Origin of the sequence: Xenophilus sp. (assembly GCF_044462705.1) — a bacterium.
Taxonomy (GTDB): domain Bacteria; phylum Pseudomonadota; class Gammaproteobacteria; order Burkholderiales; family Burkholderiaceae_C; genus Xenophilus; species Xenophilus azovorans.
In genome coordinates, this window is record NZ_JBIQNC010000061.1 from 1 (window position 1) to 22,690 (window position 22,690).

The 22,690-nt window shown below is 69.2% G+C and carries 21 protein-coding genes; 12 read left to right on the forward strand and 9 right to left on the reverse strand.

The window, feature by feature from the left end; translation table 11 throughout:
* Window positions 1–136: 136 nt before the first annotated feature.
* The 4 genes from ACIY1X_RS11455 to ACIY1X_RS11470 are packed head-to-tail and all read right to left on the reverse strand — an operon-like array spanning window position 137 to window position 4,158.
* Window positions 137–985 carry a fumarylacetoacetate hydrolase family protein gene (locus ACIY1X_RS11455; protein ID WP_399680653.1) on the reverse strand — a complete coding sequence of 283 codons (849 nt, stop codon included), beginning with the start codon at window positions 983–985 and terminating at the stop codon, window positions 137–139.
* Window positions 986–1,029: 44 nt separating this feature from the next.
* Window positions 1,030–2,013: a Bug family tripartite tricarboxylate transporter substrate binding protein gene (locus tag ACIY1X_RS11460; protein ID WP_399680655.1), complete on the reverse strand. Its 984-nt coding sequence runs from the start codon at window positions 2,011–2,013 to the stop codon at window positions 1,030–1,032.
* A 41-nt stretch (window positions 2,014–2,054) separates the two neighbouring features.
* Window positions 2,055–3,386 carry a Rieske 2Fe-2S domain-containing protein gene (locus ACIY1X_RS11465; RefSeq protein ID WP_399680657.1) on the reverse strand — a complete coding sequence of 444 codons (1,332 nt, stop codon included), beginning with the start codon at window positions 3,384–3,386 and terminating at the stop codon, window positions 2,055–2,057.
* Window positions 3,370–4,158: a hydroxypyruvate isomerase family protein gene (locus tag ACIY1X_RS11470; RefSeq protein WP_399680659.1), complete on the reverse strand. Its 789-nt coding sequence runs from the start codon at window positions 4,156–4,158 to the stop codon at window positions 3,370–3,372. Before ACIY1X_RS11470 ends, ACIY1X_RS11465 begins: the two co-directional genes overlap by 17 nt.
* 136 nt (window positions 4,159–4,294) lie before the next feature.
* Here ACIY1X_RS11470 and ACIY1X_RS11475 point away from each other — a divergent pair, with 136 nt between their 5' ends.
* Window positions 4,295–5,206: a LysR family transcriptional regulator gene (locus tag ACIY1X_RS11475; RefSeq protein ID WP_399680661.1), complete on the forward strand. Its 912-nt coding sequence runs from the start codon at window positions 4,295–4,297 to the stop codon at window positions 5,204–5,206.
* An 87-nt stretch (window positions 5,207–5,293) separates the two neighbouring features.
* Here the strand turns inward: ACIY1X_RS11475 and aqpZ are convergent, their stop codons facing one another.
* On the reverse strand, window positions 5,294–6,001 hold the full coding sequence (gene aqpZ / locus ACIY1X_RS11480; RefSeq protein ID WP_399680662.1) for an aquaporin Z: 708 nt from the start codon (window positions 5,999–6,001) through the stop codon (window positions 5,294–5,296).
* A gap of 224 nt (window positions 6,002–6,225) precedes the next feature.
* Here aqpZ and ACIY1X_RS11485 point away from each other — a divergent pair, with 224 nt between their 5' ends.
* The 3 genes from ACIY1X_RS11485 to ACIY1X_RS11495 all read left to right on the forward strand — a co-directional run bounded on the left by ACIY1X_RS11485 (window position 6,226) and on the right by ACIY1X_RS11495 (window position 9,879).
* Window positions 6,226–7,266, forward strand: coding sequence for an ABC transporter substrate-binding protein (locus ACIY1X_RS11485; protein WP_399680663.1), 1,041 nt, complete (start codon window positions 6,226–6,228; stop codon window positions 7,264–7,266).
* A gap of 97 nt (window positions 7,267–7,363) precedes the next feature.
* Window positions 7,364–9,313: a molecular chaperone HtpG gene (gene htpG, locus ACIY1X_RS11490; protein ID WP_399680665.1), complete on the forward strand. Its 1,950-nt coding sequence runs from the start codon at window positions 7,364–7,366 to the stop codon at window positions 9,311–9,313.
* 131 nt (window positions 9,314–9,444) lie between these two features.
* Window positions 9,445–9,879: a hypothetical protein gene (locus tag ACIY1X_RS11495; RefSeq protein ID WP_399680666.1), complete on the forward strand. Its 435-nt coding sequence runs from the start codon at window positions 9,445–9,447 to the stop codon at window positions 9,877–9,879.
* Window positions 9,880–9,891: 12 nt separating this feature from the next.
* Here the strand turns inward: ACIY1X_RS11495 and ACIY1X_RS11500 are convergent, their stop codons facing one another.
* From ACIY1X_RS11500 to ACIY1X_RS11510, 3 genes are all read right to left on the reverse strand, one after another.
* On the reverse strand, window positions 9,892–10,329 hold the full coding sequence (locus ACIY1X_RS11500; protein ID WP_399680682.1) for a hypothetical protein: 438 nt from the start codon (window positions 10,327–10,329) through the stop codon (window positions 9,892–9,894).
* 47 nt (window positions 10,330–10,376) lie between these two features.
* Complete coding sequence (locus tag ACIY1X_RS11505; protein ID WP_399680668.1) at window positions 10,377–11,543, reverse strand: glycosyltransferase; 1,167 nt, start codon at window positions 11,541–11,543, stop codon at window positions 10,377–10,379.
* Window positions 11,544–11,627: 84 nt separating this feature from the next.
* Window positions 11,628–12,371, reverse strand: coding sequence for a Crp/Fnr family transcriptional regulator (locus ACIY1X_RS11510; protein ID WP_038213108.1), 744 nt, complete (start codon window positions 12,369–12,371; stop codon window positions 11,628–11,630).
* 82 nt (window positions 12,372–12,453) lie between these two features.
* Between ACIY1X_RS11510 and ACIY1X_RS11515 the strand changes: the two genes are divergently transcribed.
* The 7 genes from ACIY1X_RS11515 to ACIY1X_RS11545 all read left to right on the forward strand — a co-directional run bounded on the left by ACIY1X_RS11515 (window position 12,454) and on the right by ACIY1X_RS11545 (window position 20,972).
* Entirely contained in the window at window positions 12,454–14,436 is a 1,983-nt protein-coding gene (locus ACIY1X_RS11515) for an AMP-dependent synthetase/ligase (protein WP_399680670.1), read from the forward strand.
* Window positions 14,437–14,497: 61 nt separating this feature from the next.
* Window positions 14,498–15,340 (forward strand): ABC transporter ATP-binding protein, encoded by an 843-nt coding sequence (locus tag ACIY1X_RS11520; protein ID WP_399680671.1) that lies wholly within the window; start codon window positions 14,498–14,500, stop codon window positions 15,338–15,340.
* Window positions 15,341–15,349: 9 nt separating this feature from the next.
* Complete coding sequence (locus tag ACIY1X_RS11525; RefSeq protein WP_399680673.1) at window positions 15,350–16,279, forward strand: branched-chain amino acid ABC transporter permease; 930 nt, start codon at window positions 15,350–15,352, stop codon at window positions 16,277–16,279.
* 3 nt (window positions 16,280–16,282) lie between these two features.
* The gene (locus tag ACIY1X_RS11530) at window positions 16,283–17,344 is read left to right on the forward strand and encodes a branched-chain amino acid ABC transporter permease (RefSeq protein WP_399680675.1); all 1,062 of its coding nucleotides are present in this window, start codon (window positions 16,283–16,285) and stop codon (window positions 17,342–17,344) included.
* Window positions 17,345–17,400: 56 nt separating this feature from the next.
* Window positions 17,401–18,720: an ABC transporter substrate-binding protein gene (locus tag ACIY1X_RS11535; RefSeq protein WP_038213098.1), complete on the forward strand. Its 1,320-nt coding sequence runs from the start codon at window positions 17,401–17,403 to the stop codon at window positions 18,718–18,720.
* Window positions 18,721–18,847: 127 nt separating this feature from the next.
* Entirely contained in the window at window positions 18,848–19,660 is an 813-nt protein-coding gene (locus tag ACIY1X_RS11540; protein ID WP_399680677.1) for an ABC transporter ATP-binding protein, read from the forward strand.
* Window positions 19,661–19,724: 64 nt separating this feature from the next.
* Complete coding sequence (locus ACIY1X_RS11545) at window positions 19,725–20,972, forward strand: phenylacetate--CoA ligase family protein (RefSeq protein WP_399680678.1); 1,248 nt, start codon at window positions 19,725–19,727, stop codon at window positions 20,970–20,972.
* A gap of 23 nt (window positions 20,973–20,995) precedes the next feature.
* On the opposite strand, the gene ACIY1X_RS11550 is transcribed toward ACIY1X_RS11545, so the two are convergent.
* Window positions 20,996–21,532: an Rrf2 family transcriptional regulator gene (locus tag ACIY1X_RS11550; protein ID WP_038213092.1), complete on the reverse strand. Its 537-nt coding sequence runs from the start codon at window positions 21,530–21,532 to the stop codon at window positions 20,996–20,998.
* 142 nt (window positions 21,533–21,674) lie between these two features.
* On the opposite strand from ACIY1X_RS11550, the gene nhaR reads away from it, so the two are divergent.
* On the forward strand, window positions 21,675–22,574 hold the full coding sequence (nhaR, locus tag ACIY1X_RS11555) for a transcriptional activator NhaR (protein ID WP_399680680.1): 900 nt from the start codon (window positions 21,675–21,677) through the stop codon (window positions 22,572–22,574).
* Window positions 22,575–22,690: the final 116 nt, after the last annotated feature.

Here is a 22,690-nt window from a genome sequence, read left to right on the forward strand (position 1 = left end):
CCGGCGCCGGCCGGGCGGAATTCGACGCTGACGATGCCGTCGGCCTCGTATCGCAGGGTGTGGACCAGGGCCTTGAGCGTGGGGGCGGACATGCGTCAGCCCGGCACCGGCGGCCCGCCTGCCGGGGCCTGCATCGTCATTCGGCGCGCACCTCGTTCACCAACGTGGCGACGCCGCCGACCTCCACCTCAACCACATCACCGGGCCGCATGAAAAGCGGCGGTTGCCGCTTGAACCCCACGCCGCCGGGGGTGCCGGTCACGATCACATCGCCGGGCTCGAGTCCGGTGAAGGACGAGATGTAGGAGATCAGGCGGGGAATCGGGAAGATCAGTTGTTCCGTCGTGGCGTGCTGGACGGTCTGTCCGTTCAGCCGTGTCGTCAGGCTGAGCGCCTGGCCGTCGGAGACCTCCCCCCGCGTGACCATCCAGGGCCCGAATGCGCCCGTGGCGGGAAAGTTCTTGCCTGGCGTCCACTGCGTCGTGTGCGACTGCCAGTCGCGGACGGAGCCGTCGTTGTAGGGGGCATAGCCGGCGACGTGCTCCCATGCATCCGCTTCGGAGATGCGCCGGCCAGGCCGGCCGATCACGACCGCGATCTCGCCCTCGTAGTCGAGCGCGCCGGACTCCTTCGGGAGCACGATCGCCTGCCCGTGCCCGACCTGCGAGGCGCCCACGCGCAGAAAGAGGGTCGGATGCCCGGTTCTTTCCCGCTTGGCTTCGACCCGGTGCTCCTCGTAGTTCAAGCCGACGCAGAAGATGCGCGGCGGATCGGGCACGACCGGCAGCAGGACGGTCTCCGCCAGCGCGATCGACGCCTCGCGGGACGCTGCCAGCCGCTCCAGCTCGGCGAGGCTGCCGCTCGAAAGCGCGGAGCGCAGCGTGGGAAGCCGCCCGCCGGAGGCCGCCTGCAGATCGACGATCCGGTCGTCCACGAGCGCACCCCAACTGCGGCTGCCCTGGAAGGAATAGCTCAGAAGTTTCATCGAAAGAAGGCTTCCTGCACGGAAGCAGTCGAGAGACAGGTGATTCAGTCGGCCGTGACGCCCGCGGACTTCACGATCCGTCCCCATTTGTCGTACTCAGCCAGGAAGTAGGCCCGGAACTGCTCGGGCGTGCCCCCGCGAACGCTGGCCCCCTGGGTCGCGAGTGTTTCGCGCATTTCCTTGGCTCCAAGTGCGACATTCACCTCGCGGGAGAGCTTGTCGATGATGGGCTTCGGCGTGCCTGCGGGCGCCAGCAGGCCGAACCAGGTGCCGGCCTCGAAGTCCGCGACATGCTCCTGCTGCATGGTCGGGATGTCCGGAAACTGCGGCGACCGCTCGCGGGACGTGATCGCGATCGCCTTGAGCTTGCCGCCCTTTACCAACGGCGCCGCGGTGCTGAAGACGTCGAACATCAGGTCGATCTGCCCCGCGACCAGGTCCACGAGCGCCGGGCCGCTGCCCTTGTACGGCACGTGGACCATGTCCACGCCCGTGAGGGTCTTGAAGTACTCGCCCGCCAGGTGGGCCGCGCTGCCCTTGCCGAACGAGCCGTAGGACAGCCTGCCCGGCCTGGCCTTCGCCTCGGCGATCAGTTCGCCGACGTTGCCGACTTTCAGCTCCGGCTTGACCACCAGCAGCAGCGGCTGCGTGGCGATCAGCGTGATGGGTTCGAACGAGGCGATCGGGTCGTAGGGCAGCTTGGCATAGATGTGCGGCGTCACCGTGAGCGGCCCCGCCGCGCTGAACAGCAGGGTGTAGCCGTCGGCAGGCGCTTTCGCGACGAAGTCGTTTCCGAGCGCGCCGCCCGCGCCGGCGCGGTTCTCCACGACGATGGGCTGGCCCAGGCGCTCCGACAGCGACTTGGCCAGAAGCCGTCCGGTCTGGTCGGTCGAGCCGCCCACCGCATAGGGGACCACCAGCCTGATCGGCTTGCCGGGATAGCTGTCGGCGTGCGCCGCGGTGAGGCTGACGAGGGCGAGGGCTGCCACGGCCATTGCCGTGCGCAGTCGGATGAGGCTGTCGAGCATCGTGGTGTCTCCTGGTTCTTGATGGATGTGGGCAGCAGGCGCTATTTCATGGCGGGTGCGGGTTCGCGCGCGGCCGCGGGCACATGCCCGACGGCGTCGCCGAAGCGCTCGAGCATCACCTGGTCGAACGACACGCCCTCCGACGCGAACCAGCTTCCCGAGCGCAGCCGGTAGGCCTCGTGCTTCCGCGGCGCCTCGGGTTCCACGCCGCGGGCCAGCGCCTTCGCGCCTGCGAGGACCGTCCTGCGGAAGCGCACCACGGCCGCATCGGAGGCCGACAGGTGCTCCTGCGTCCGGTCGTGGATGCGGCCCTGGCTGTCCTGGATCATGGCGTCCTGCTCGGCAACCCCGCGGACCCCCGTGTAGCTGATGTGCTTCTGGTGGGTGCGATCGATCAGGTATTCGTTGGCCCGGTTGCGGATCGGGAAGAACCTGGCATCCACCTCGGCGATGACGCCGTGCCCTTCGCTGAACTTGGCCCTTTCATCATCGGTGAGCGGCCGGTCCGGGTTCCACGCATAGGTGTAGATCCAGCAGCTTTCGTCGTCGATCGGCACCCACGTGTAGCCGAAGTGCGTCTCGCCCGGCAGCGTCGAGGGAGTCGTGCTGTGAGAGGGCAGCGCGAACTGGGCACTGCGCCAGTAGCGCGTGCCGCCGTCGGCGCGCCGCGCGCCGCCCACGACGAAGCCGACCTCGTGATCCAGGATCGAGAACTCGGGCAACGGATCTTCACGGATCCAGCGCAGCCGCTTCTCGTCGGCCGGAGCGTCCGGGTTCTCGTTGGAGCGCACGCACGGCGCCGGCATGTGCAGGAACGAGAAGTGGGAGGTGTCGAGCGCACCTTCGATCGATTGGGCCCAGTTGCACTCCTGCAGCTTCTTGGTGACGAAGCGGTGCGAGGCCGGAAGCGAGCCGAACTCGAGTTGCGGAACCTCGGGAAGATCGCGGCCCCAGGGCTCCGGCCCCATGTAGGCCCAGACGACCTCCCCGTACTCGCGCGTGGGGTACGCCTTCAGCCTCAGCGTGTCGTGGTAGCTCGCGTCCGGCGGCACATTCGGCAGTTCCACGGGCCGCCCCTGGATGTCGAATTGCCAGCCATGAAAGACGCACCGGATGGCGCAGCTCTCGTTTCTCCCGAAGTAGAGATCCGCGCCGCGATGCGGGCAGCGCGCGTCCACCAGGCCGACGACGCCATCGCTGTTGCGAAACGCCACGAGCCGTTCGCCCATGATGTTGACGCGAAGCGGTGCGCCGTCGGGCTCCGGCAGTTCGCGCGAGAGCGCAACCGGCTGCCAGAAGCGCCGGAAGAACTGGCCCATGGGCGTGCCGGCGCCGGTTCGGGTGAGCAGGTCGTTGTCAGCCGCGCTGAGCATGTCGTTGGTCTCCTTCAGTCCGCATCGCCGGATGTCCGCCCCCGGCGATTCCATAGGGCGCCGCCCATCCGAGCGTCTCGAGCGTGTGGGCCGACGGCGCGTACTCGCAGCCGATCCATCCGTTCCATCCCATCTCTTCGATGAGGCCGAACAGGTAGGGAAAACGGATCTCCCCCGTACCGGGCTCATGGCGGCCCGGCACGTCGCCCACCTGGATGTGGCCGATGTAGGGCCAGGCCATCCGCAGGCGATCGGCCATGCCGCCCTCCTCCGTCTGCACATGGAAGGTGTCGAAGCACAGCTTGACGTTGTCGCGGCCGATGGACCGCACGACCTCCACGCCTTCGTCGATGCGGTGGTACAGGAAGTCGGGAAAGCGCGCGCGGCAGCAGGGCTCGAGAATGAGCGAGAGGCCCGCCGCCGCGGCCTGGTCGGCGGCCCATGCGATGTTGTCCTTGAACAGCGCCATGCACCGGCTCCTGTCCATCCCTGCCGCCAGGTTGCCGGGCATCACATGGATCATCGGCCCGCCCACCTGCGAGGCGTAGTGGATCGCCGTGCGGATGCTGTCCCTGAACTTCGACTCGAAGCCGGGCAAGGCCGCATAGCCGCGCTCGCCCCGGTCCCAGTCGAAGGGCGAGAGGATCTGCACCAGCGTCAATCCATTGCCCTCGAGGCGCGCCGCGATTTCGCGGGCCGGATATTCATAGGGGAAAGCCACCTCGACGCCCTTGAAACCCGCCTTGGCAGCGGCCTCGTAGCGTTCGAGCATGGGGTACTCGGTGAAGAGCCACCGCAGGTTCGGGTCGAATCGAATCATCGTGTCCTGGTTCGTGGAGAGCTTCATCCTAGGGAGGCCGCACTATTGAGACAAGCTAGAATTTTTGACGCCTTATTGAGGTTCCCTTATGAATATAGGAAGCGTCACGTTTCGCCAGCTGCGCGCCTTCGTCGCAATTGCGGAGACAGGCGGATTCGCAGCCGCCGCGCGCCGGCTGCACCTGACGCCCTCGGCGCTGAGCCTCCTGATCCGGGATCTCGAACGGAACATGAAGGTGCGCCTGTTCGATCGGACGACGCGCTCCACCGCCTTGTCACAGGCGGGTGTCGAGTTCTTCCCATTGGCGCGCAAGGTGCTCGACGATCTCTCGCGCGCGCTCGAAAGCACGCAGGACCTGGAGCAGAAGAAGCGTGGCGCGGTTCGGCTTGCGTGCACGCCGCTGTACGCGGCGACCACGCTTCCGGAACTGGTGCGCCGCTACCACGCGAAGTACCCGGCAATCGCCGTCTACGTCCTGGACTCGCTCAACCAGCAGGCCACCGCGCGCGTGGCCAGCGGAGAGGCCGATCTCGGCGTCGCGCCGCAGCGCGCCACGCCGCCGGAACTGGTTCAGCAAAGCCTGATGCGCGACCGGATCTGCCTCGTCTGCAGGCCCGACCACCCTCTCGCGGCACGCCCCCGTACCACCTGGACGCAAGCGCTGAAATACCCGTTCGTGAGCCTGACGCCGGACTTCACCCTCCGGCTGCAGGCCGATCTGTTCAAGCATTCGCCGAAGCTGGTGCTGCAGGCCGCCCACGAAGTGTCATTCATCACCACCGCGCTCGGCATGGTGCAAAGCGGCTTTGGCGTGACGGCGCAGCCCAGCCGGGTATTGACGCTGCTCGGGTCCTTCGGCCTGGTGGCGCGACCCCTCGCATCACCCGTGGTCGATCGGCACCTGTCGCTTTTCAGCCCCCGGGCGCGGGGCTTGTCGCCTGCCGCCCAGAGCTTCAAGGATTTCCTGCTGGAAGACCTGGAACGTCGCGCCGTGGCATGAGATGCGCCCCGCCTGGGGGAATCGACATTCTTCAGCCTTCACGTCATCACACGGCCGACGTACTCCCTGGCACGCCGCAGGCCAGCTTCAGTCCTGCCCGTCCGCCAGCAGCAGGCGCCACAGCAGCGCCCCCACGACCGCGCCGGCGATGGGCGCCGCCCAGAACAGCCAGAGCTGATCGACCGCATGCCCGGCGCCGAACAGCGCCACGCCGGTGCTGCGCGCCGGGTTGACCGAGGTGTTGGTCACCGGAATGGAGACCAGGTGGATCAGCGTGAGGCACAGGCCGATGGCCAGACCGCCGAAGCCGGCGGCCGCGCGCCGGGCCGTCGCCCCCAGGATGACGACGAGGAACAGCGCCGTCATCACCACCTCGCACAGGAAGGCCGCTCCCATCGCATAGCCGCCGGGCGAATGCTCGCCGTAGCCGTTGGTGGCGAAGCCGCCGAGCTGCGCGCCCGGCCGGCCGGTGGCGATGGCATACAGCACGGCGCCGGCGGCGATGGCGCCGAGCACCTGTACGCCCACGTAGCCGGGCGCGCGCGCCGCCGGGAAGCGCCCCGCCACGACCAGCCCGAGCGTGACGGCCGGATTGAAATGCCCGCCGGACACCGGCCCCAGCGCATAGGCGCCGGTGAGCACCGTGAGGCCGAAGGCCAGCGCCACGCCCGCGAAGCCGATGCCCAGTTCCGGGAAGCCGGCGGCCAGCACCGCGCTGCCGCAGCCGCCCAGCACCAGCCAGAAGGTGCCGACGAATTCGGCCGCCCAGGCCTTGAAGGTGTTGTGTTCGTTCATCCCGCGTTCTTTCCCTGATGTGTGACAGACAGAAGTGCGCACGGCCGCGGGTGGGCGGCCGTGCGGGGCGGGATTCTAGGAACGGGGATGCCCGCCTCCGGGCGTTCCGGCGCGCGTTCGCGCAACCTCTTCACGGTCCGGCGCGGATTTGCACCGATCCGGGGACCGGCAAGGCGGCGCTATGCTGCCTGCGAGCGGCGCCGGTGCCGCCGAGGAGACTTTGCATGCCGACAACCATCCGATCCAGAACCCTTGCCGCCGCGGCGCTGCTGTCCGCCGCGGCCGCCCTGTCGCCGCAGGCCGGCGCCCAGGGCGTCGTCAACGCCCTGTGCAGCACCGACGCGCCCTGGTGCGAGGCGGCGGCCGCGGAGTTCACGCGCACCACCGGCATCAAGGTCAACCAGGCGCACAAGGGCACGGGCGAGATCGGGGCGCAGTTGCGCGCCGAGGCGGCCAACCCCAAGACGGACATCTGGTGGGGCGGCACGGGCGACCCCTTCCTGCAGGCGGCCGAGCAGGGCCTGCTGGACAGCTACCGCCCGGCTTACATCAAGGACCTGCACGACTGGTCCGTCCGGCAGTACGACATGAGCGGCAACCGCGTCGGCGGCTTCTACACCAGCACCATCGGCTTCGGCTACAACACCGAGGTGCTGCAGAAGAAGAACCTGCCCGAGCCCAGGTGCTGGGCCGACCTGGTCAAGCCTGAGTACAAAGGCGAGGTCGAGATCTCGCACCCGGCCAGCAGCGGCACGGCCTACACCGTCATCGCCGGGCTGGTGCAGCAGATGGGCGAGGACGCCGCCTTCGACTACCTGAAGAAGCTGCACCGCAACATCAGCAACTACACGCGCAGCGGCCAGGCCCAGGCGCCCAACGTGGCCAAGGGCGAGGTGGCGATCGGCGTGACCTTCGCCTTCAATTTCGAGAAGTGGAAGCACGAGAAGTACCCGGTGAAGACCGTGGCGCCCTGCGAGGGCACGAGCTACGAGATCGGCGGCATCGCGCTGGTCAAGGGCGCACGCAACAAGGCCAATGCGCAGAAGTACTACGACTGGCTGATGAGCCCGGCCGGCCAGGCGGTGGGCGCCAGGGTCGGCAGCTACCAGACGCCGGCCAACAAGACCTTCAAGGCCGACCCGCGCATCCCGCCCATCGACGGCGTGAAGCTGATCGACTACGACTTCGCCAAGTACGGCCAGTCGGCCGAGCGCAAGCGGCTGATCGACCGCTGGACGAAGGAAGTGGAGTCGCTGCCGCGCTGACCCCGGCCGAGGCTTGATAATCCGCTCGACGCCCCGATCTGCGGGGCGTTTGCATTTCCGTCGTTCGTTGTTTCTTCCTTCTTCCTCTCACCGAGACATGAGCAAGAAAACCCATTCCTTCCAGGCCGAGGTCGCCCAGCTCCTGCACCTCGTCACCCACTCGCTGTACTCCAACAAGGAGATCTTCCTGCGCGAGCTGATCTCCAACGCCTCCGACGCCTGCGACAAGCTGCGCTTCGAGGCGCTGGACCGACCCGAGCTGTACGAGGACGCGCCCAACCTCGAGGTGCGCGTGGCCTTCGACAAGAAGGCGCGCACCCTGACCATCACCGACAACGGCATCGGCCTCGCGCAGCAGGAGGCCATCGACCACCTGGGCACCATCGCCAAGAGCGGCACGCGAGAGTTCATGAGCCGCCTGACCGGCGACCAGAAGGCCGACGCCCAGCTCATCGGCCAGTTCGGCGTGGGCTTCTACTCGGGCTTCATCGTGGCCGACCGCATCACCGTCGAGTCGCGCCGCGCGGGCCTGCCGCCGGCCGAGGGCGTGCGCTGGACGAGCACCGGCGCCGGCGACTTCGAGGTCGAGACGCTCACCCGCGCGCAGCGCGGCACCAGCGTCATCCTGCACCTGCGCGAGGACGCCGAGGAGTTCCTCAACGGCTGGAAGCTCAAGCAGGTCATCGGCAAGTACTCCGACCACATCTCGCTGCCCATCCTGATGGAGAAGGAGGAGTGGAAGGAAGGCGAGGACGACAAGGGCGGCGAGATGGTGCCCACCGGCGAGTGGGAGGCCGTCAACAAGGCCAGCGCCCTCTGGACGCGGCCCCGCAAGGAGATCACCGACGAGCAGTACGTCGAGTTCTATAAGTCGATCAGCCACGACTTCGAGGCACCGCTGGCCTGGAGCCACAACCGCGTGGAGGGCAGCACCGAGTACACGCAGCTGCTGTACATCCCGGCCAAGGCGCCCTACGACCTGTTCAACCGCGACCACAAGGGCGGCGTCAAGCTGTACGTCAAGCGCGTCTTCATCATGGACGACGCCGACGCGCTGCTGCCCTCGTACCTGCGCTTCGTCAAGGGCGTGATCGACTCGGCCGACCTGCCGCTGAACGTCAGCCGCGAGCTGCTGCAGGAAAGCCGCGACGTGAAGGCGATCCGCGAGGGCAGCACGAAGCGCGTGCTGTCGATGCTGGAGGACCTGGCGAAGAAGGCCGCGCCGCCCGCCGACGGCGAGGTGACCGACGTGGTGGACAAGAAGGAAGAAGGCGCCGCCGACGAGTCCGGCAAGTACGCCCGCTTCTACGCCGAGTTCGGCGCCGTGCTCAAGGAGGGGCTGGGCGAGGACTTCGCCAACCGCGACCGCATCGCCAGGCTGCTGCGCTTCGCCTCCACCGCCAGCGACGCGCCGACCGTGTCCTTCGCCGACTACAAGGTGCGCATGAAGGAAGGCCAGGAGGCGATCTACTACATCACCGCCGACACGCTGGCCGCCGCCAGGAACAGCCCGCAGCTCGAGGTCTTCCGCAAGAAGGGCATCGAGGTGCTGCTGATGACCGACCGCGTGGACGAGTGGGCGCTGAACTACCTCACCGAATTCGACGGCACGCCGCTGCAGAGCGTGGCCAAGGGCGCGGTCGACCTGGGCAAGCTGCAGGACGAGGAAGAGAAGAAGGCCGCCGAGGAAGCGGCCGAATCCTTCAAGCCGGTGCTGGAAAAACTCAAGGAAGCGCTCAAGGACAAGGCCGAGGACGTGCGCGTGACCACCCGCCTGGTGGACTCGCCCGCCTGCCTGGTGGTGCAGGACCACGGCATGTCGATGCAGCTGGCACGCATGCTCAAGCAGGCGGGCCAGAAGGCGCCGGAGGTCAAGCCGGTGCTGGAGGTCAACGCCGGCCACCCGCTGGTGAAGAGGCTGGAGTCCGACACGGCCCACTTCGACGACCTGGCGAACATCCTGTTCGACCAGGCGCTGCTGGCCGAGGGCGGCCTGCCCGACGACCCGGCCGCCTACGTGCGGCGGGTGAACGCGCTGCTGGCCTGAGCGCCCGACCGGCGCAGGCCGGCACATTTGCACGGAACAGGCGGGCGCTTCGGCGCCCGCCGTGCCGTGTGGGTCTCGCAGCGCGCGCCCGGGGCGATGATCGCCGCCTCGCCATTCCACCGGAGCCCGCCATGACGATGCCCTGCCACCCGCCGCGCCGCGCGCCGGCCCTGCGCCGGGCCGCGCGCCCGCTGGCGATCGGCGGCCTGCTGGCCGCGGCGCTGTGCCTTCCGGGCTGCGCCGTCGGCGTGGGTTTCGGCGTGCCGCTCGTGCCCGGCCTGGCGCTGGGCGTCGGCATCGGGCCCGGCGGCCCCTCGCTCAGCCTGAACACGGGCTGGGGGCCGGTGGGTGCGGGCGTGGGCATCGACGGCGGCGGCCGCGTCGTCGGCTCGGCCGGCGTGGGCGTCTCGGCGGGGCCGGTGGGCGTGGGCGTCGGGCAGTCGGTGGTGCTGCACGACCCGCACCAGCCGCCGGTGGCCCTGGTGCCGCCGCCGGGCGGGCCGGTGGTGGAGCCCGGCGTGGTGGTGCCGGGGCCGCAGCCGCCGCGCCCCTTCGAGGCGCCCTGAACCTTCTTCTTTCTACTGCTGCTGCGCCCGTGTGCTCAGGCGCACATGCCATGCGCCCAGCCCGGCGGCCAGCGCGGCGCCCCACCAGTAGTCCAGCGGCAGGCCCAGCAGCCAGCGCGGATGCCAGGGCACGTGCGCCGGATCGAGCCTGGCCAAGCCGTAGGCCGGGTTGACGACGAACCACAGCAGGTCCTCCGCCACCCAGAAGGCGGCCAGCCCGCCGAGCGCGAGCACGAAGTCGCGCCCGCGCCAGCGGCCCTGGAAGGCCAGGGGCAGCAGGAACACCAGCGCCATGAAGCTGAACACCCAGGCGTGGTAGCCGGTCATGGCGCGGCCGCCCCAGAAGAGGTCGAGCAGCCAGTGCTTCTCGATGCGCCAGGTGGGCAGCGAAGTGGCCCAGCCGGCGCCGCCCTCGATGTGGATCTCGGCGTTGGCGAAGAAGAAGGCCATCAGCAGCGCCCAGGCGTAGTAGACGGCGACGCGGCGCACGACGCGTCTCAAGGCGCCGCCTCCGGCGCCGGGCCGAGCACGCGCTGCAGCACGCTGCGCGCCGCCCGCGGCCGGCCCAGCGCGCGGCTCCTGGCGGCCATCGCCTCCAGGAGCGCCGGCGCGGCCATCAGGCGCGCCAGCTTGTAGTCCAGCCCGATCGCGTCCCAGGCCAGCCAGGCGGCGCCCTCCTCCATCAGGTGGGTGGCGTTGTGCTCCTCCTGGCCGGGGATGGGTGCGGCCAGCAGCATCGGGCGGCCGAGGGCCAGGCATTCGGAGACGGTGAGCCCGCCGGGCTTGGTGACGACCAGGTCGGCGGCGGCCATCAGCCGGTGCATCTCGGCGGTGAAGCCGATGGCGCGCAGGCGCTGCGGGTGTTGTTCGCGCGCCAGCGCCTGCAGCGCGGCGTGCGCCTGCGCGTTGCGGCCGGCGACGGCGACGAGCTGGAAGTCCGGCCCCTCCAGCGCCAGCGCGCGGCGGGCCATGCTGGGCAGGTCGCCGGTGCCGGCGCCGCCCGAGGCCATCAGCAGCACGCGCCGCGCCGGGTCGAGCCCCAGCGCCTGCACGCAGGCGGCGCGCGCCAGGGCGGGATCGTCCGGCGCCGCGAAGGCCGGCATCACCGGGATGCCGGTGACGTGGACGCGGCCGGCCGGCAGCCCGCGCGCGCGCATGCGGAAGGCGACCTCCTCGTTGGCGGCGAAGTAGCCGGCCAGGCCCGGCACGATCCACATGTTGTGCAGGTCGTAGTCCGTCACCTGCAGCCACACCGGGCAGGCGCTGCGCCCGCGTGCCTGCTCGCGCATCAGCAGCTCGGCCGGCAGGAAGTGCGTGCAGACGATGGCATCGGGCCGCCGGCGGCGGATCTCGCGCAGCAGCGGCGCCGCGCTCAGGCGCTCGATGCCGCGGCGCAGCCGCTGCGAGGCGGCGGCGTGCGGCGTGGCGTCGGCCCGGTCGTGCAGGTAGGCCCACAGCTCGGGGGCGCGGTTGACCAGGCCCAGGTAGCCGTCGGTGTAGAGCTTGCGGAAGCTCGCGGCCACGTGGTCCATGGCGTCGACGTGCGTGACGGTGCAGCCGGGCCAGTGCTGGGCGGCGGTGGCGGCCAGCGCCTGCGCGGCGCGCACGTGGCCGTTGCCGGCGCTGACGCTGAGAAGGAGGAGGTGGAAGGGGCGGTCGGACATGAAGGGAATGGCAGGAACGGCGCCGCCGGTCTGCATCGCCGGGCGCCGCGACGGATTCTGCGGTGCGCGGGTGTCACGCCGGTGTCATGCGGGCCGCCGCCGGTCGACGCCGCCGGCGCGCAGCGCGGCGAGGTCCAGCACGCGCAGCCCGCCGTACTCGATGCGGATCACGCCGTCGGCCTGCAGCGCCGCCAGCGCCTCGTTCACGCGCTGGCGTGACAGGCCCACCAGGTAGGCCAGTTCCTGCTGGGTGATGCGCAGCACCTGGCCCACGCGCGGGAACAGCACCGGGTTGACCAGCGCCGCCAGGTGGCGCGCCACGCGCGCGTCGGGACTGGTGAGGCGGCCGATCTCCAGCGCCGAGATGAACTGGCCGAGCCGCTCGTTGAGCTGGTTCATCACGAAGCGGTTGAAGCCGATGGAGTGGTCCAGCAGCCAGTGGAAGCTGTCCACCGGCAGTCCTGCCACCAGGCTGCGCCGCAGCGCGCTGATGTTGTAGCGGTAGGGCTCGCGCTTGAGCGCCGTGCCCTCGCCGAACCAGCCGCCCGGCGACAGGCCGCTGTAGGTGACGGTGCTGCCGTCGGAGGCGTCGTTGCTCATCTTGAGCAGGCCCTCGATCAGCCCGAACCAGTAGGTCGGCGCACGGCCGATGCGGCACACCAAGTCGCCCACCTCCGCCTCGCCGACGACGATGGCCGCCTCGGCGTAGCGGCGCTCGGCCGGCGTGAGTGCGTCGAGCCAGGGCACGGCGGCCAGCTCCGCCCCGGTGGGCGCGCGCACGCGGTCGCGGATCGAACGGCCGGCCTGCACCGATGCGCGGGAAACCATGGGGAAAGTCCGGGGAGTGGTGTCCCTAGGATTGTCGTTGGAACGACAAGCTGGCGTCAAAGTGCGGCCTACATTCCGCCCCGTGGAGACAAGCGCCGACACCTTTCCGAAGCTGCTGCTGGCCCATGCGGGGCAGCGGCCCGACGCACCGGCCGTGCGCGAGAAGGACCTGGGCATCTGGCAGACCTGGACCTGGGCCCGCGCGGCCACGGAGGTCCGCGAGATCGCCTGCGGGCTGGCCAGCTTGGGCTTCGCGCCGGGGCAGAACCTGGCCATCGTGGGGGCCAACCGGCCGCACCTGTACTTCGCGGTGATGGCGGCGCAGAGCCTGCGCGGCGTGCCGGTGCCGCTGTACCAGGACGCGGTGGCGGCCGAGATGGTGTTCATGCTGGACGACGCCGCCATCGAGTTCGCCTTCGCCGAGGACCAGGAGCAGGTGGACAAGCTGCTCGAATGCCGCGACCTGCAGGAGGAGCAGCACCCCGGCGGCCAGCGCATCCGGCACATCGTCTACGACGACCCGCGCGGCCTGCGCCACTACGACCACCCCGGCCTGCTGGGCTACGAGCAGCTGCGCGAGCTGGGCCGCGCCTTCGACGCGGCGCACCCGGGCTTCTACGACCAGGCGGTGGCCGGCGGCAGGCCGGACGACGTGGCGGTGATCCTCTACACCTCCGGCACCACCGGCCGGCCCAAGGGCGTGTGCCAGACGCACGCCAGCTTCATGGCGGCCGGCCGCGGCGGCGTGGCGTCGGACCGCCTCGGCCCCGGCGACGACATCATGAGCTACCTGCCGATGGCCTGGGTGGGCGACCACCTGTTCTCCGTCGCGCAGTGGCTGGCGGGCGGCTTCACGCTGAACTGCCCCGAGTCCGCCGCCACGGTGATGAACGACATGCGCGAGATCGGGCCCACCTACTACTTCGGCCCGCCGCGCACCTTCGAGGGGCTGCTCACCGCGGTGTCGATCCGCATGGAGGACGCGGCGGCGCCCAAGCGCTGGCTGTATGCGAAGTTCATGGCGCTGGCGCGGCGGGTGGGCTCCGACATCCTGGTGGGCAAGCCGGTGGCCGCAAGCGACCGGCTGCTGTACGCCCTGGGCAACCTGCTGGTGTACGGCCCGCTGCGCAACGTGCTGGGCATGAGCCGCATCCGCGTGGCCTACACGGCCGGCGCGGCGATCGGGCCGGACCTGTTCCGCTTCTACCGCTCCATCGGCATCAACCTCAAGCAGTTCTACGGCCAGACCGAGACCTGCGCCTACGTGTGCCTGCAGCGCGACCACGAGGTCAACCTCACCAGCGTGGGCAGCGCCGCACCCGGCATGGAGCTGAAGATCGCCGACAACGGCGAGGTGCTGGTGCGCGGCGTGTCGGTGCTCAAGGAGTACTACAGGCGCCCCGACGCCACGGCCGAGGTGCTCGACGCCGACGGCTACTTCCACACCGGCGACGCCGGCGTGATCGACCACGAGGGCCAGCTTCGCATCATCGACCGCGCCAAGGACGTGGGCCGCCTGAACGGCCCCGGCGGCACCTGCAACGGCGCCATGTTCGCGCCCAACTACATCGAGAACAAGCTCAAGTTCTTCCCGCAGATCAAGGAAGCGGTGTGCTTCGGCCACGGCCGCGACGAGGTCTGCGCCTTCATCAACATCGACTACGAGGCGGTGGGCAACTGGGCCGAGCGGCGTGGCCTGCCCTACGGCGGCTACGTGGACCTGGCCGGCAAGGCCGAGGTGCTGCAACTGGTGCGCGAGTGCGTCGAGCAGGTCAACGCCGACCTGGCGGCGGAGGAAGGCATGGAGAGCACGCAGGTAGCGCGCTTCCTGGTGCTGCACAAGGAGCTGGACCCGGACGACGACGAGCTGACCCGCACGCGCAAGGTGCGGCGCGGCTTCATCGCCGACAAGTACGCGGTGCTGGTCGATGCGCTGTACGGCGGCAAGGCCGAGCAGTTCATCGAGACGCAGGTCAAGTTCGAGGACGGGCGCACGGGCAAGGTCAGCGCCACGCTGAAGATCGTGCAGGCGAAGCAGTTCCCGCCGGTGAGGGCCGCCGCATGAGCCCCCGTCCGGCCGCTCCGAAGGGGGCTCGCACCGCAGTGCGAAGCACGGAGGTCACCCCATGAACGCGATGACGGAGCGGGAACTGTCGGCGGCGGCGCCCGCCAAGGGCGGCCGGCGCATCGGCGAGGTGGTGCTCGACGTGCAGAACATCACCCTGCGCTTCGGCGGCGTCAAGGCGCTGACCGACATCAGCTTCGACGTGCGCGAGCACGAGGTGCGCGCCATCATCGGCCCCAACGGGGCAGGCAAGAGCTCGATGCTCAACTGCATCAACGGCGTGTACCAGCCGCAGGAAGGAAAGATCACCTTCCGCGGCCAGACCTTCCGCCACATGAACTCGCGCCAGGTGGCCGAGATGGGCGTGGCCCGCACCTTCCAGAACCTGGCCCTGTTCAAGGGCATGAGCGTGCTGGACAACATCATGACGGGCCGCAACCTCAAGATGAGGAGCAGCCTGCTGGCCCAAGCCTTCCGCAACCCCTTCGGCATCGGCTCCGGCGAGCGCGAGGAGTTGCGCCACCGCGAGTTCGTCGAGCACATCATCGACTTCCTGGAGATCCAGGCCTGGCGCAAGACGCCGGTGGGCCGCCTGCCCTACGGCCTGCAGAAGCGCGTCGACCTGGGCCGCGCGCTGGCGATGGAGCCGCAGGTGCTGCTGCTGGACGAGCCGATGGCCGGCATGAACGTGGAGGAGAAGCAGGACATGAGCCGCTTCATCCTCGACGTGAACGACGAGTTCGGCACCACCATCGTGCTGATCGAGCACGACATGGGCGTGGTGATGGACATCTCCGACCGCGTGGTGGTGCTGGACTACGGCAAGAAGATCGGCGACGGCACCCCGGACGAGGTGCGCAGCAACCCGGAAGTCATCCGGGCGTACCTGGGCGCGGAGCACTGAGGGCGCGGCATGGGATTCTTTCTCGAAACACTGCTCGGCGGCCTGATGGTGGGCATGCTGTATTCGCTGATCGCGCTGGGCTTCGTGCTCATCTACAAGGCCAGCGGCGTCTTCAACTTCGCGCAGGGCGCGATGGTGCTGTTCGCGGCGCTGGCGATGGCGCGCTTCTCGGAATGGATCCCGCACTGGCTGGGCTTCGAGAGCCTGCTGCTGGCCAACCTGCTGGCCTTCATCGCCGCAATGGCGGTGATGGTGCTGGTGGCCTGGCTGATCGAGCGGCTGGCGCTGTCGAAGCTGGTCAACCAGGAGCACATCACGCTGCTGATGGCCACGCTGGGCATCACCTACTTCCTCGACGGCCTGGGCCAGACGCTGTTCGGCAACGACATCTACAAGATCGACGTCGGCATGCCCAAGGACCCGGTGATCCTGCTGGAGAGCACCTTCGAGGGCGGCGTGCTGGTGAGCAAGGAGGACATGATCGCCGCGCTGGTGGCCGCCGCGCTGGTGCTGGTGCTGAGCCTGTTCTTCCAGAAGACCTCCACCGGCCGCGCGCTGCGCGCGGTGGCCGACGACCACCAGGCGGCGCAGTCCATCGGCATCCCGCTCAACCGCATCTGGGTGATCGTGTGGTCGGTGGCCGGCTTCGCCGCGCTGGTGGCGGGGATCATCTGGGGCTCCAAGCTGGGCGTGCAGTTCTCGCTCTCGCTGGTGGCGCTGAAGGCGCTGCCGGTGGTGATCCTCGGCGGCCTCACCTCGGTGCCCGGCGCGATCATCGGCGGCCTGCTGATCGGCGTGGGCGAGAAGCTGTCGGAGATCTACCTCGGGCCGCTGCTGGGCGGCGGCATCGAGATCTGGTTCGCCTACGTGCTGGCGCTCGTCTTCCTGCTGGTGCGGCCGCAGGGCCTGTTCGGCGAAAAAATCATTGATCGGGTCTGAGCCATGCTCTATCGCGAAAACGGCCAGTTCAAGTCCAGCTACCGCGCCGACCAGCAGATCTTCCCGATCCTGCAGGACCGCGTCGCCATCCTCGCGCTGCTGGTGTTCGCCTTCGTGGCGATGCCCTTCGCGTCCGAATACTGGCTGCGCGCCATCGTCACGCCCTTCCTCATCCTCTCGCTGGCCGCGCTGGGGCTGAACATCCTGGTGGGCTACTGCGGGCAGATCTCGCTGGGCACCGGCGCCTTCATGGCGGTGGGCGCCTATGCGGCCTACAACTTCCACGTGCGCATCGACGGCATGCCGCTGCTCGCCTCGCTGCTGCTGGGCGGGCTGTGCGCCACGGCGGTGGGCGTGCTGTTCGGCATCCCCAGCCTGCGCATCAAGGGCCTGTACCTGGCGGTGGCCACGCTGGCGGCGCAGTTCTTCACCGACTGGGCCTTCCTGCGCATCCCCTTCTTCACCAACAACTCCACCTCGGGCTCGGTGAGCGTGGCCGGGCTGCAGGTCTTCGGCCTGCCGGTGGAGACGCCGGCGCAGAAGTACCTGCTGTGCCTGACGCTGGTGGTGGTGTTCGCGCTGCTGGCCAAGAACCTCACGCGCAGCGCCATCGGCCGCGAGTGGATGGCGATGCGCGACATGGACGTGGCGGCCGCCGTCATCGGCATCCGGCCGGTGTACGCCAAGCTCACGGCCTTCGCGGTCAGCAGCTTCATCGTCGGCGTGGCCGGGGCGCTGTGGGGCTTCATCCACCTGGGCGCGTGGGAGCCGGCGGCCTTCAGCATCGACCGCTCCTTCCAGCTCCTGTTCATGGTGATCATCGGCGGGCTGGGCTCGATCATGGGCAGCTTCTTCGGTGCCGCCTTCATCGTGCTGCTGCCGATCTTCCTGAACCAGATGCCGGGCTGGTTCGGCCTGTCGATCTCCACCGCGCTGGCCTCGCACCTCGAGTTCATGATCTTCGGCGCGCTGATCGTGTTCTTCCTGATCGTGGAGCCGCACGGCCTGGCGCGGCTGTGGTCCACCTTCAAGGAAAAGCTCAGGCTCTGGCCCTTCCCGCACTGACGGATGCCCGTTTCTCGACCGCACGACCCGTGCCTTTCAACAACCAGGAGACAACCATGAAGCTGAAATCCCTTGCACTTGCCGCTGCCGCCGTCGTGGCCCTGGCGGGCACGGCCGGCACCGCTTTCGCGCAGGCCAACGAGCAGTTCTTCCCGTTGCTGGTGTACCGCACCGGCCCCTATGCGCCCAACGGCACGCCCTGGGCCAACGGCGCGCAGGACTACCTCAAGCTGGTCAACGCCAACGGCGGTATCAACGGCGTGAAGGTGAGCTTCGAGGAATGCGAGACCGGCTACGCCACCGACAAGGGCGTGGAATGCTACGAGCGCCTGAAGAGCCGCGGCGCCAGCTCCTTCGACCCGCAGTCCACCGGCATCACCTTCGCCCTGACGGACAAGGCGCCGGGCGACAAGATCCCGCTGATCACCCTGGGCTACGGCCTGGGCGCCTCGCAGGACGGCGGCGTGTTCAAGTGGAACTTCCCGCTGATGGGCAGTTACTGGACGGGTGCCGACATCCTGATCCAGCACATCGCCAAGAAGGAAGGCGGCGCCGACAAGCTCAAGGGCAAGAAGATCACCCTCGTCTACCACGACTCGCCCTTCGGCAAGGAGCCGATCCCGCTGCTGCAGGAGCGCGCCAAGCTCAACGGCTTCGAGCTGTCGCTGATCCCGGTGACGGCGCCGGGCGTGGAGCAGAAGTCGGCCTGGCTGCAGGTGCGCCAGCAGCGGCCCGACTACGTGCTGCTGTGGGGCTGGGGCGTGATGAACTCCACCGCGCTGAAGGAGGCCGTGGCCACCGGCTACCCGCGCGAGAAGATGTTCGGCGTGTGGTGGGCGGGGGCCGAGCCCGACACGCGCGACGTGGGCGCCAATGCCAAGGGCTACAGCGCGCTGGCGCTCAACACCTCAGGCACCAGTCCCAAGTTCATCCAGGACATCCTCAAGCAGGTCCACGACAAGGGCCAGGGCAGCGGTCCGAAGGAGGAGGTGGGCTCGGTGCTGTACACGCGCGGGGCCATCATCTCGATGCTGCGCGTGGAGGCCGTGCGCCGTGCGCAGGAGCGCTTCGGCAAGGGCAAGGTGATGACCGGCGAGCAGGTGCGCTGGGGCTTCGAGAACCTGGCGCTGGACCAGAAGAAGCTCGACGCGCTGGGCTTCGCCGGCGTGATGCGCCCGCTGAGCACGAGCTGCCAGGACCACATGGGCTCGACCTGGGCGCGCGTCCATACCTGGGACGGCAGCAAGTGGGGCGGCATGTCCGACTGGTACCAGGCCGACGAATCGATCATCAAGCCGATGGCCAAGGCGGGGGCCGACAAGTACGCGGCCGAGAAGAAGCTGACGCGGCGGGACAGCGCCGACTGCGGCGCCTGACCTGGCGTTCTTCCGCCACCGGCGGCCCCGACCTCCTCCCGCCGGGCGGGAGGAGGCACCCGGCTCCAGGAGAGCCGGCATGTGCAAGCGCAACACGGCTGGGCTTGCACATGCCAATCAACACACCATGACTCAAGCCAACATCCTGCTCGACGTCAACGGCATCGAGGTCATCTACAACCACGTGATCCTCGTGCTCAAGGGCGTCTCGCTCCAGGTGCGCGAGGGCGGCATCGTCGCGCTGCTCGGCGGCAACGGCGCGGGCAAGACGACCACGCTGCGCGCCGTCTCCAACCTGCTGGCCGGCGAGCGCGGCGCCGTCACCAAGGGCACCATCACGCTGCGCGGGGAGCGCATCGAGGCGCTCTCGCCCGCCGCGCTGGTCAAGCGCGGCCTGGTGCAGGTGATGGAAGGGCGCCACTGCTTCGCGCACCTGACCATCGAGGAGAACCTGATGACCGGCGCCTACACCCGCACCGACGGCAAGGCGGCGGTGGCCGAGACGCTGGAGAAGGTCTATGCCTACTTCCCGCGGCTGAAGACGCGCCGCAGCTCGCAAGCCGCCTACACCTCGGGCGGCGAGCAGCAGATGTGCGCCATCGGCCGCGCGCTGATGGCGAACCCAAGCATGGTGCTGCTGGACGAGCCTTCGATGGGCCTGGCGCCGCAGATCGTGGAGGAAGTCTTCGCCATCGTGAAGGACCTCAACGCCAAGGAGCGCGTCACCTTCCTGCTGGCCGAGCAGAACACCAACATGGCGCTGCGCTTCGCGGACTACGGCTACATCCTGGAAAGCGGCCGCATCGTCATGGACGGCCCGGCCGACAGCCTGCGCGAGAACGAGGACGTCAAGGAGTTCTACCTCGGCATGGGCGGCGCCGACCGCAAGAGTTTCCGCGACGTCAAGAGCTACAAGCGCCGGAAGCGGTGGCTGGCATGAACCGCCGCCCGGCCGCTCCCCAGCGGGCTCGCACCGCAGTGCTTTGCGCGGAGGTTTTTCATCAATGAGCGAGTTCTTCGACGCCCTCGAGACCCGGGACCCGGCCGAGCGCGAACGCGACCTACTGGCCGCGCTGCCCAGGCAGGTCCTCCAGGCGCAGACGGCAGCGCCGGCCTTCGGCGAGATCCTGCGCGACGTGCGTGCCGCCGACGTGAACAGCCGCGAGGCGCTGGCGCGCCTGCCCGTCACGCGCAAGAGCGAACTGCTGGAGCTGCAGAAGGCGCGCCGCGCCGGCGACCCGCTCGGCGGCTTCGCCGCGGTGGCGCGCGGTGCGCGCATGCCGCGCGTGTTCGCCAGCCCGGGGCCGATCTACGAACCCGAAGGGGCGGCCCGCGACTACTGGCGCATCGGCCGCGCGTTGTTCGCCGCCGGCTTCCGTGCCGGCGAGCTGGTGCACAACAGCTTCAGCTATCACATGACGCCCGCCGGCGCGATGATGGAGAACGGCGCCCACGCGCTGGGGTGCACCGTCTTCGCCGGCGGCACGGGGCAGACGGAGCAGCAGATCGAGGCCATGGCCGACCTGCGGCCCGACGGCTATGCCGGCACGCCGAGCTTCCTGAGGATCCTGCTGGAAAAGGCCGCGGAAAAGGGCATCGCCCTGCCCTCGCTGACCAAAGCGCTGGTCTCCGGCGAGGCCTTTCCGCCCAGCCTGCGCGACCACCTGGCAGGGCTGGGCGTGCAGGGCATGCAGTGCTATGCCACCGCCGACCTGGGCCTGATCGCCTACGAGACCGCCGCGCGCGAAGGCCTGGTGCTGGACGAGGGCGTGCTGGTCGAGATCGTGCGGCCCGGCACCGGCGACCCGGTGCCCGACGGCGAGGTGGGCGAGGTGGTGGTGACCACCTTCAACCCCGACTACCCCCTGATCCGCTTCGGCACCGGCGACCTGTCTGCCGTGCTGTCCGGCACCTGCCCGACCGGGCGCACCAACCGGCGCATCAAGGGCTGGATGGGCCGCGCCGACCAGACCACCAAGGTGCGCGGCATGTTCGTTCATCCCTCGCAGGTGGCGGCGATCGTTCAGCGCTTCCCCGAGGCGGGGCGCGCGCGGCTGGTGGTCGAAGGGGAGATGGGCGAGGACCGCATGACGCTGCACGTCGAATGCGCCGCGCCGCCGGAGGGGCTGGACGAGCGGCTGGCCGACGCCGCCCGCGAGATCACCAAGCTGCGCGCGCAGGTGCTGTTCGTCCCGACCGGCAGCCTCGCCAACGACGGCAAGGTGATCGAGGACGCGCGCAGCTACCGTTAGGCCGGCCGCGGCCGGCCGGGGGCTCAGTTGGCCGGGCGCATCCGCCCCAGCTGGAACACCGAGTTCGGCGCATCCGGCAGCCGCGGCTTGACCGGACCCGGCAGGGGCTTCTTCACGGCACGCTCGGGCGCAGCCTCGTGCAGGCGAACGCCCTGCGCGATCTGGTCGTCCACCAGCTTCTGCAGCGTCACCGAGTCCAGGAACTCGACCACCTTCTGACTGAGCGATGCCCACAGCTCCGGGGCGCTGCAGCGCTGCGGGTCGTCCGATTCCGCCGCCGCCGGCGGCACGCCCGTGGTGGCGAGCGCATCCACGGCATACAGGATGTCGGCCACCGTGATGCTCGCGGCCGGACGTGCGAGGGAATAGCCGCCGCCGGGGCCGCGCGTGGAAGCGACCAGCCCGTGCTGGCGCAACTGCGCGAACATCTGTTCCAGGTAGGACAGCGAAATGCTCTGGCGACGGCTGAGCACCGCCAGAGACAGCGGCCCTGCGTGGCGGTGCAGCGCCACGTCGATCATCGCCACGACGGCCTGACGACCCTTGGTGCTCAGACGCATGGTGTCTCCTTCTGCCGCTGGGCGGCGCAGGGTGGATGGAAAGTGTCACCAATGGACACGATCCACCGAATGTAGGTTCCCTGACCCTTCGAGAAAAGTCGTTTTTTGTGCATCATCATTTCCTGAATAATTGATGATGCCCATGAACTACAAGCACCTGCACTACTTCTGGGCGGCCGCCAAGGCCGGCGGCATCGTCAAGGCCGGGGCGCAGTTGCACGTGACTCCGCAGACGCTTTCCGCCCAGATCAAGCTGCTGGAAGAAGCACTGGGCTGCCGGCTGCTGCAGCGCACCGGACGCCACGTCGAACTGACTTCCGAGGGCCATACCGCCCTCGCGTACGCCGAGCAGATCTTCACCCTGGGGGCCGAGCTGGAAACCGCCGTGGGCCGGCAGCGCGATGCCCAGCGACTGCTGACTTTCCGCGTCGGAATCGCGGACGCTGTACCGAAGCCCATCGCGTACCGGCTCCTGGAGCCCGCGCTGGCACTGGAGGAGCAGGTGCGTCTCATCTGCCACGAAGGTCCCTTCCGGGACCTGCTCGGCCAGCTGTCGGTCCAGCGGCTCGACCTCGTCATCGCCACCGAGCCGATGGGACGCCAGACCGGCGTCAAGGCTTTCAATCACGCGCTGGGAGCCACCGGGATGCTGTTCTTCGCGCACCCCTCGCTGCTGCGGACGATCGGAACCGATTTCCCGGCTTGCCTGGAAGATGCCCCCATGCTGATGCCTGGTGCTGCTTCCGCCATGCGCCAGCGGCTGGGCGTGTGGCTCGCCGAGCGCCGGCTGCGCCCGCGGCCAATCGGCGAATTCGACGACGCGGCACTGCTCAAGGCCTTCGGCAGCAAGGGCCGCGGCGTCTTCATGTCTCCGGCGGTGCTCGAGGAAGAAACCTGTGCGCAGTACGGCGTGCAGGCTTTCGGCCGCGCCGACGAGCTCGTGGAGGAATTCTTTGCCATCTCCGTCGAGCGACGCATCACCCATCCCTGTGTCGCCGCCATCAGCCGCGCGGCACGAGGGCGATTTCTGCAGGCCGCTTGATCGGTCGGCAGAAAAAACAAAACCCCCGACCGGCATTTTCCGATCGGGGGTTCTGGGCTGTAACAGCCTGACGATGACCTACTTTCACACGGGAACCCGCACTATCATCGGCGCTG